Annotated in this window: 13 protein-coding genes; 4 read left to right on the top strand and 9 right to left on the bottom strand. The window is 62.9% G+C overall.

Features of this window, described 5'->3' with window-relative positions; genetic code table 11:
* Positions 1-102 precede the first annotated feature (102 nt).
* From ACFWY9_RS30630 to ACFWY9_RS30590, 9 genes are all read right to left on the bottom strand, one after another.
* Entirely contained in the window at positions 103-309 is a 207-nt protein-coding gene (locus tag ACFWY9_RS30630; RefSeq protein WP_378340513.1) for a hypothetical protein, read from the bottom strand.
* An 11-nt stretch (positions 310-320) separates the two neighbouring features.
* Positions 321-1,310, bottom strand: a complete 990-nt coding sequence (gene cas1, locus ACFWY9_RS30625) for a CRISPR-associated endonuclease Cas1 (RefSeq protein WP_378340512.1) — start codon at positions 1,308-1,310, stop codon at positions 321-323.
* A gap of 94 nt (positions 1,311-1,404) precedes the next feature.
* Positions 1,405-2,097, bottom strand: a complete 693-nt coding sequence (locus ACFWY9_RS30620) for a hypothetical protein (protein ID WP_378340511.1) — start codon at positions 2,095-2,097, stop codon at positions 1,405-1,407.
* On the bottom strand, positions 2,094-2,375 hold the full coding sequence (locus ACFWY9_RS30615) for a hypothetical protein (RefSeq protein WP_378340510.1): 282 nt from the start codon (positions 2,373-2,375) through the stop codon (positions 2,094-2,096). Before ACFWY9_RS30615 ends, ACFWY9_RS30620 begins: the two co-directional genes overlap by 4 nt.
* A gap of 244 nt (positions 2,376-2,619) precedes the next feature.
* Positions 2,620-2,790 (bottom strand): hypothetical protein, encoded by a 171-nt coding sequence (locus ACFWY9_RS30610; protein WP_378340509.1) that lies wholly within the window; start codon positions 2,788-2,790, stop codon positions 2,620-2,622.
* A complete protein-coding gene (locus ACFWY9_RS30605; protein WP_378340508.1) occupies positions 2,787-3,035 on the bottom strand; it encodes a hypothetical protein in 249 nt (82 codons plus the stop codon). Before ACFWY9_RS30605 ends, ACFWY9_RS30610 begins: the two co-directional genes overlap by 4 nt.
* Positions 3,036-3,284: 249 nt before the next feature.
* Positions 3,285-3,716, bottom strand: a complete 432-nt coding sequence (locus ACFWY9_RS30600) for a hypothetical protein (RefSeq protein ID WP_378340507.1) — start codon at positions 3,714-3,716, stop codon at positions 3,285-3,287.
* Positions 3,713-4,441, bottom strand: coding sequence for a transglycosylase SLT domain-containing protein (locus ACFWY9_RS30595; RefSeq protein WP_378340506.1), 729 nt, complete (start codon positions 4,439-4,441; stop codon positions 3,713-3,715). Before ACFWY9_RS30595 ends, ACFWY9_RS30600 begins: the two co-directional genes overlap by 4 nt.
* Positions 4,442-4,452: 11 nt before the next feature.
* Entirely contained in the window at positions 4,453-4,737 is a 285-nt protein-coding gene (locus ACFWY9_RS30590) for a hypothetical protein (protein WP_378340505.1), read from the bottom strand.
* Between the two features lie 219 nt (positions 4,738-4,956).
* Between ACFWY9_RS30590 and ACFWY9_RS30585 the strand changes: the two genes are divergently transcribed.
* Genes ACFWY9_RS30585 through ACFWY9_RS30570 form a run of 4 tightly spaced genes read left to right on the top strand, consistent with a single transcriptional unit; the run spans position 4,957 to position 7,395 of the window.
* Positions 4,957-5,415 (top strand): hypothetical protein, encoded by a 459-nt coding sequence (locus tag ACFWY9_RS30585; RefSeq protein WP_378340504.1) that lies wholly within the window; start codon positions 4,957-4,959, stop codon positions 5,413-5,415.
* Positions 5,366-6,073, top strand: coding sequence for a helicase HerA domain-containing protein (locus ACFWY9_RS30580; RefSeq protein WP_378340503.1), 708 nt, complete (start codon positions 5,366-5,368; stop codon positions 6,071-6,073). Before ACFWY9_RS30585 ends, ACFWY9_RS30580 begins: the two co-directional genes overlap by 50 nt.
* 38 nt (positions 6,074-6,111) lie before the next feature.
* Complete coding sequence (locus tag ACFWY9_RS30575; protein ID WP_378340502.1) at positions 6,112-6,264, top strand: hypothetical protein; 153 nt, start codon at positions 6,112-6,114, stop codon at positions 6,262-6,264.
* Between the two features lie 9 nt (positions 6,265-6,273).
* Positions 6,274-7,395, top strand: a complete 1,122-nt coding sequence (locus ACFWY9_RS30570) for a hypothetical protein (RefSeq protein WP_378340501.1) — start codon at positions 6,274-6,276, stop codon at positions 7,393-7,395.
* Positions 7,396-7,913: the final 518 nt, after the last annotated feature.

Genomic DNA, 7,913 nt, shown 5'->3' with positions numbered 1-7,913 from the left:
GCAGGATGTCCGTGACGCCAAGGAAAGCCTGTCGCGGCACCCGCGGACCGAGGTGGCGGTGGCGGGGGCGTGGGGGGGGGGGGGGGCCGCTGGCGTGCGGGGTCAGTGAGCCTGACAGGTGCTTCGGAGGTCTGGAAGGTGTCTCAGGTTCTCTTCGCTGCACATCTGTGCCCAGCTCCGTCGTAGCTCGTCGTCCGGGTTCGGCGTCGGGGCGCTCGTCGCCCGGCCGATGAGGATGCCCACGATGACGGCGACGATGATTCCGGCGGCAGCCGCGACGCTGAGCACAACCACGGTGGTTCTGGACATGGGCGGGGCTCCTATCTCGTCGGTTCCAGGCGGGTTCTGGCCTGGTTGCGGTGTGTAAGTGGCGTACGCGGCTTCTTGGCGTTCTTGTGCGTGGCGGTGGCGGCGATCATGGCGGCCACGTCTTCCCACGCGGCGTAGCCCTCTGTTGCGACTTCCATGGCCAGCTCCGCCACCTCTTCGTGGATGGTCCGGCTGAGCCGCATGACCCCGGTCTCGGATTCGGTGAAGTCCTTGGCGGTGAAGGTCTGGCAGCGGACCCAGTCCAGTACGGCGGCGTCCACCATCGGGCGGATCGGTTCGACCAGGTCCAGGACCATGCTCGGGCGCTTGTCGGTGTCGCGGTGCGAGAGCCCGAGAAGCGGGTCAAGCCCCAAGACGTGACATGCCCGGGTGCCTTCGGCTTCGAGCACGGCATACGCGTAGTTGATGAGGGCGTGGAACGGGGACACGGCGGAGCGGCCGCAGTTGCTTCGGTCGGACCGTCGCGGCCCGAAGGTCGTCCACCTGGGTTTCGTCGGGCCTTTCCAGCTCATCGGCTGGTCCACCCACGGAGCCCAGTACTTCTGTGCGCACTTGCCTTCGAGTTGGCGGCACCCGGGGATGGTGCGGCGCCCGACGGACGGGATCTGTTCCAAGATCCAATCGGCCGTGTCCGCGTCCAACATCCGGATCGTCTCAGCTTGGCGACGCAACTTGAGCCGAAGCAGGTACCGGACCACCTCCGTACCGGTCGGGGAGTCAGCCGCGAGGCACTGCGCCCGGCGGATGGCGGCGTATCGGTAAACCTCGGGGTTGGATGCCAGCACGACCTGACTATCGCGGATGACGTACAGAGCGATACCGACGTCGCGGACCCATTGGAGGACGTCCAGCGTGACGTGTCCGTGCCGGGACGGGACGATGATCATTTTGATGGTGGTCTCGCTGCGGGGGATGGTGCGCACCCGGGAGCCACGCGGGAAGCCATCTTCGATGACGAGATCGCCTTTGGTGACCTGCATGGACGAGATGCCGTCTACGACGAGACACGTGGGGTTCCGCATTTCCCAATAATATCGCCAAAAATCGGCCACCCCCATGGCCGTAAGCGGGGCGCTAGATGGTGCTGAACGACGCGGAGTCCAGGAATATGGGGCCTCGCCCGATGCCGTAGATGTAGGCGTCTCCGCCGCTCTGGACCTGCAAACGGGGCGGCCCGCTGCCGATCCCTTCGGCGGATATCGGCATCACCGCGTCGTGCCCGGCGGGACGGTAACCCTCTGGTAACGAAAAGACCTTCGTTCCATCGGCGACGTTTCCACCCTCACACGAGCCGCGAAAGCACACCCGACCATCCGCGAACTTCTGAAACCCTATGGCGTCCCATCCATCCCTGTTGCTCCAGCCGCCGAACAGGGAGGGGTGTCCCCAAGCTTCCCCGGACAGGATCACCGGCTGATCCGTCTGGACAGCGGTGGGCGTCACGATCACCCGGTTCGCGGGGAACCCCAAGTTGTTGTAGTAGGCCAGCGTGGCCGCGTTGCGGGTCAGGGTGAGGGCTCCTCCGGCAGGGGCCTGATTGGCCGGGTCCCACACGGTGACCACCATCGTCATCGCTCCCGTGGTGGGGTCTCGGAAGCCGTAGATGTTGGCTTCCGTCGGCGTCGCCGGGTCGGTGAAGCTGATGACGGGAGCCGTGATCTTTGAATTAACGATGATGCGGATCTGTCGTCCGGTGCGGGCTTCGACGACGTCCACTTCGGACGCTGTGACGACCCCGGAACCTTCCCACTCGCTTTCGAAGCTCATAGCCACGCGTCCTGATCCATGTGAAGAGTCACTTCGGGTGCGTTGCCGCCGGAGACGTACCACACGACGTAGATGACGGTCCCGGCCGCGATAGGGATAGTGCGCACTGGGGCGAATCCGGTAGAGACTCCAGTCGGGCTTGCCCCGAGTTTGTGGGACTCGTTGAACACGATGAGTTCGGTCGCGACGGACGCGGCCGACGGCGGGACGATCACCATGCGGGACAGGTGACGGCGTCCATTGTAGGGGCCGAACGCGACCACCCACACCGGCGTCACGGCTCCCCATTGGTGCCCGGGGAGCTGGACGCCGGTGCGGGTGTCCGGGGGCGCCGGAGTCGTCACGGGCGCTGCCCGGTGGCGTTCACGAGCCAATCACCGCCTTTGATCGCTGTGAGGCGAACGTAGCCGTACTTCTCGGCGTACTTGAGAATTCCCTTGCGCCCCTTGGGTACTTCGGAGAGACGGCGGCCGTCGCCCACCCAGTCCAGTAGGTGAGCGACGGCAGCGCCCGGCCCCGAACTCATGGGGTGTCGAGATGCTTGAGAAGTTCCGCCTGGATCATCGGCAAAGCGGCCACGACGTTGTCGGGAACGCGGCCGGTTTCCGTGGTGCCCGTGGTGTGATCGGTGACGGTGGCGTGGTACTCGCCCGCGTCGGTCCTGCTCACCGTGAGTTCCAGGATCGCGGTCATGCCGCGTCTTCCTTGTCCGGCCGGGCCGCGAGACGGAGCGTCATCTTGCCGGGGATCTCCTTGCCCGTCGCGGAATCCACGGCGGGCTTCGCCGACATGGACAGACGCACGCCGGGATGTTGGACCCGGTATCTCCGGACCGCCGACGCGGCTTCCTTGATCTCCTTCTCGGGCGCCGTGGTGTGGACGAACTCGTCCGGGTTAGCCAGCGCCTTCTCGATCGCCTTCACGATCTCCGTGGGCACGGGTTCAGCGTGTCGGCCTCGCGTGATGCGCCCCTTCGTGCTCTGGAACGTGAGTGCCATGATCCCTCCTAGGTGTCTGCCCTCGCCTCAGCCCGATCGAACCGGCGTTCGATCACTCGTTCGACCATAGGCAAAGGTCGTAGGACGTTTCCACCTACTTTGCTGCGCCGAATGGATGAAAATTCCTGTCTAGCGCGACAACCGGGACATGACACGGACAGTAACCGGCCGTGACGGAAACATGACGGGTCACAGTCGCCACAGATTCCCCACGGTGGTCTCTTCGTAGATCATCGTGCCGCGTGCCGACGACGCCTTGCCGGTGGCGGACGCGAGATAGATCCCGACCGTTGGCAGGACCAGACCACTCTTCGACGACCATTGGTAGACGTGCCGTGTGTCCACTGTGGAGCTGTAGCCGACGATGTTGGTGTCGCTCGGTTCCTTCACCATGACCAGCATCCCGTCACCGACGTCGAACGTCGCGGACAGGAGACGCATGGACCACAGAAACCCGGGATCGGGAGCGGTAAGCAGAGCCGGAAGGGTTGGGGTGGAGAAAGCCCAGTACTTCGGTTCGACGGTGTGGTTGTTGCGGGCTAGCTGGCGGTCGAGTTCGGACCGGAGTTCGGCCGGGCTGAGCATGTCGAGTTCGACGCCCGCGACGAGCTTGGCTTTCATGGAAGTGCCTTTCCTGCAACGGTTTCCGCGATCCTGATGGGCGCGGCGCCGACGAAGAACACGAACAACCCGGCCATGACCAATACGGACCCGAACGTGAAACAGGCGACGCGAACCCATGTCTTCGGTACGAACAGGACCGTCTTCACGAACCGCAGTAGGTCCCCGGCCATCGAGAACACGGAGGTGATCGCGTAGAAGGGCGCCAGGAAGCCCGAGAGCGGCCCCGATCCCGCGACGGATTGCGACGCCTCGAACAGACTGCCCAACGTGGTACCGAGTGTGGTGTTGCTGGGAAACAGCGTCGTGAAGAGGTCCCTGATCAAGCCGGTTTGCTGTACGCCGCCGGTGCCGCCGCTCGGGGCTGTGTCGGTGCCGCCGCCTTCGCCGTTCAGGTGTCGGCGGTATGAGCCGTCGGTGTAGGTGGACCAGGCCGCGAACGACGAGCCGCCGCCCGCGATAGCAACGGCAGCTCGTGCGTTCGTGGCCGGGTCGTACAGGTCCTCATTGGACGACAGGCCGAACTGGCGGCGTCTGGCGGGCCCCAGTCCACCGAGCATATTGATTTGCCACAGGCCGAACGAGTCGTCCGGCGGTACGGGGTTGTGGGCGCGGGGGTCTCCGCGAGATTCGGCCAGTGCGACCGCGGCCGCAACCGGCGCGGAAGCGGGACTTCCGCCCGCCGACTTCCAGAGATCCTGTAGTGCCTGAAAGCTCAGTGCCATGGTGACCCGACTTACTGGTGGAAGTACTTCGGCTTGCGGGCCTTCGGTTCCGGCTCGCTCTTGCTTTCCTTCGCGTCCTCATCTTCCTCGGAGCCCGACTCTTCTTCGATCTCTTTACCGTCACCGAAAAGCCACGACAGGGACGGGTGGTTGCGAGGCACCTTGAGCACCATCTCATCGGTACCGTCGTCGCGTTTCCGGCGGGTGACCTCGATGAGTTCTTCGTCTTCTTCCGGTGCCTCAAGCTGTGCTTGAAGCGCGGCGATCTGGGCTTCGATGTCCTTGCGGCTAGCCACGTCGATTTTCCTTCCTTTTCTGCGGAACCCCCATGACCGTGGTTCCCCCGCGTTTCCCCTGGTCACGCACGACGTAGATATGTGCGTACCGGTCGTCCGGGAGATTCACGGTGCGGATGGACTTTATTCCCCGGCGTGCGGCCTCAGCCTTGATGCGCCGCTCACGCTGCCCGTATGGCATATAGTGAGTGTATCCCCATTCACACCTTGGGAGGACTCATGCCATTAGACGCTTTGAAATTCGAAATAGGCTCCGAAAAACCCAAGAATACGGAGCCGGCACCGGGCGGTAAAAAGCGCGGAAGGCCGCCCGGGAATACTGCGTCCAAAGTGCACGCACAACTGAAAGAGGAATTGACCGCGGGGCTCAAATTCGGGGCATTGATGTGGAGCACCCGGGACCCGCATTGCGCCCCGATCCTGTCCGAGATCAGCGAGGATATAGCTGACGATCTGGCACGGTGGGCGTCAAAATCGAAGTGGGCGGCAAAGTGGGTGTCCGCAGCGTCGGACATGACGGACGTCTTCCATTTCTTCATGAAGATTCAGCCGCTCTTGCGTGCCATTCACGAGCATCACATTGCGCCCGCTATCGCGGCGAAGAACGACCGGGGTGAGGAAGTCAGCGATGCCGGAAACGGTCCCATGGGCTCAACTGGGCCCGGCTTTCCTGCATGAATGGGGTTGGCCAGAGGGAAAGTGGACGGCTGAACATCTGGCGGTCCTGGGGCCGACCGGAAGCGGGAAGTCTCGCTTCATGACGACCGTCGTGGACGAACGTGCCCGCGCCAGTGGCGCCCACGCGGTCATTCTGGCGACGAAACCGGCGGACTCCACAATGAAGGCACTACAGGGAAAAGGATGGAAACTACGACGCACGTGGCCGCCGGATTACGGGGAAAGTCGCGTCATCTTCTGGCCTCCGGCTCGATCGATGACGGAAGGCTCCGCGAAGCAGCGCAAGGCGGTGTTTGATTTCCTGGCGGAGTTGTGGCAGCCCGACGCGAATATCATCGTCGGTTTCGATGAGATCGCCTACGTCGAGACTGAGTTGCGGTTACGCCCAATGATTGAGCAGTACTGGCGGGAAGCCCGCGCGTTGGGCATCACGACTGTGGCGAGTACGCAGCGACCTAGGAACGTCTCACGGCTCATGCATTCCGAACCGTCCTGGTCGGTCGCGTTCCGGCCAGACGACGAGGACGACGCCAAAAGGGTCGCGGAAATCCTCGGATCGCGGCGCACGTTCACGCCGATATTGCTGGAACTGGAACGCTATTACTTTCTGATGGTACGCCGCAGAACCCGTGAAGCGTACATTTCCCGCCTGCCGTGATAGTGGGCTATCCTGGAAATTCGGGAGGGGGTGAGTAGGTGCACACCCATTTCAGTTTTATCAGCGCGTTGAATTCCTTCATGGCGATCGTGGTAATCGGCACGCTCTGGCGTCTGATTTCGGCTCATCTGATGGCCGCGAAGCATCCAACGGCGAAGTTCGTGGGACAGGCAATGGCGTTTCAGTACTAGGGGGTTTTCGTGCCGCTTCCGACTCAGGCACCCACCAACGGGACCGCACCGTCTACAACTCAGGCGGGAATCCCGTTCATTCAGGGAAGCAATCACAAGAACACGCGAATCACGTCCTTCGACTACACTCTGACCGCCGGGGGTAGTCAGGAATTCGTCACCGATATCACGCCGGGCGGTTTCCTTCGCGGTGTGCGAGTGTCGTGGAGTTCGACCGGCGGTGTTCTCGGTTCCGGGACACTCACCGGCGACGGTTCCGCCGCAATCTTCCAGTCTATTTCGCTGGAAAACTTGGACGGTGGACTTTTCGTCTACCCGATGAACGGCTTCGCGCACAAAATGGCGAACAAGTATTTCAGGCCATGGGAGGGTGATCCGGTCAAGCGAACCGGGTCCACTTCGGAAGCGTGGTCGGACACCATCAATCCGTCCGGCTCGTTCAAGATTTACCCGGAATTGCGGGACACTGCCGGGGTGCTCGCGAACAGTGATGCTCGGGCGAAGTACAGAATTCGGATGACGCTCGGGCCCGGCGCCAGTTTGGCGTCTGGCGCGGTGACGACCTTTCCGAAAATTACGGTCACACTCTACGCGGAAACCTGGTCGCAAACCGACGCGCGGGACTTGCAGGGGAACGCCATTCAGGAACTCCCGCCTGGTCTGGCACTGTCGCACGTGGTCCGTCACCAGATTCAGCCGATGAGTTCCGGCGGAAGTGGTAACACGTGGCAGCTCACCAACACAGGAAATGAGATCAGGGCGGTACTGGCGATCGTCCGCGACGCGAATGGAGTCCGACAGGACTATCTCACCGATCCCATTCGCCGCACCATTGATGACAAGACGCTCGGTGTCGAGTCGCCGAATGAAGTCTTCCATAGCATGGAAGACTTTTATGACTTCCTCGCGAATGGCACATCGACGAGAGAAACCGGTGTGTACGTGTGGCCGCGTTTCCGGCGGCCGGGGGACATGGTCGGGCAATACTGGATGCCGACGAACTCCGGTACGTACTACATCACCGAATCGAGCACAGCGGCGGCGGCCGGTGCCACGGTCGGCACCGTGGAGTGGATCACGGATGAGATCGTGCCGCTCGGGCCGATCCCGCGAGAACTGGACGGCATCTGATGGAAGCACGGTTTCGCATGGCGGCGAATGCCGCCGTGGGGTCGGATAAGCCGCCCGGGGCGGCGTCCTCGTCGTCGGCACGCGGACGCGGTCGCGCTCTCGGCGAGTTTCACCCCACGGTGGTGTCCCTGATCCTGTTGGTCATCGTGGAGTACGGCGCGTTCGTCTGGCTCCGCTACTACTTCCGACACGCACACGGAGGCTGACCCCATGAACAAAAAGATGTTCTTCGCCGCCTTGATCGGGTGGTTTATCGCGCTGGTCTTCCCGCCGACCATGCTGCTTAATCTCGTGAAGGGCGCCTTCGGTCATGCTGCCTAGTGATCGCCAGCTTCTAGCACTGTCCTTTGTGGTCGCTGGGCTAGTTGCCGGCGTCTGCGTCGTGGCTGTCCATAGTGGAGCGCAGAAGCTCCGGGACACCGTGCTCGCGCGGGGACTCTCGGCGAAGGCGGACGAGTTTCTGAGAGGCTTGGGGGGCTAGGTGCGGGAGGCGTCCGGCTTGTTCCTCATCTTGGTGG

The sequence above is a fragment of the Amycolatopsis sp. NPDC059027 genome, from assembly GCF_042739735.1.
GTDB lineage: Bacteria > Actinomycetota > Actinomycetes > Mycobacteriales > Pseudonocardiaceae > Amycolatopsis.
The sequence above is the reverse complement of the archived record's forward strand: the minus strand, read 5'-3'. Positions and strand labels throughout refer to the sequence as shown.

What these genes read in the sequence shown, in the direction of transcription:
- ACFWY9_RS30630 (WP_378340513.1), bottom strand. Translation starts at nt 309, where the DNA reads ATGTCCAGAACCACCGTGGTTGTGCTCAGCGTCGCGGCTGCCGCCGGA.
- cas1 (WP_378340512.1), bottom strand. Translation starts at nt 1,310, where the DNA reads ATGCAGGTCACCAAAGGCGATCTCGTCATCGAAGATGGCTTCCCGCGT.
- ACFWY9_RS30620 (WP_378340511.1), bottom strand. Translation starts at nt 2,097, where the DNA reads ATGAGCTTCGAAAGCGAGTGGGAAGGTTCCGGGGTCGTCACAGCGTCC.
- ACFWY9_RS30610 (WP_378340509.1), bottom strand. Translation starts at nt 2,790, where the DNA reads ATGACCGCGATCCTGGAACTCACGGTGAGCAGGACCGACGCGGGCGAG.
- ACFWY9_RS30600 (WP_378340507.1), bottom strand. Translation starts at nt 3,716, where the DNA reads ATGAAAGCCAAGCTCGTCGCGGGCGTCGAACTCGACATGCTCAGCCCG.
- ACFWY9_RS30595 (WP_378340506.1), bottom strand. Translation starts at nt 4,441, where the DNA reads ATGGCACTGAGCTTTCAGGCACTACAGGATCTCTGGAAGTCGGCGGGC.
- ACFWY9_RS30585 (WP_378340504.1), top strand. Translation starts at nt 4,957, where the DNA reads ATGCCATTAGACGCTTTGAAATTCGAAATAGGCTCCGAAAAACCCAAG.
- ACFWY9_RS30580 (WP_378340503.1), top strand. Translation starts at nt 5,366, where the DNA reads ATGCCGGAAACGGTCCCATGGGCTCAACTGGGCCCGGCTTTCCTGCAT.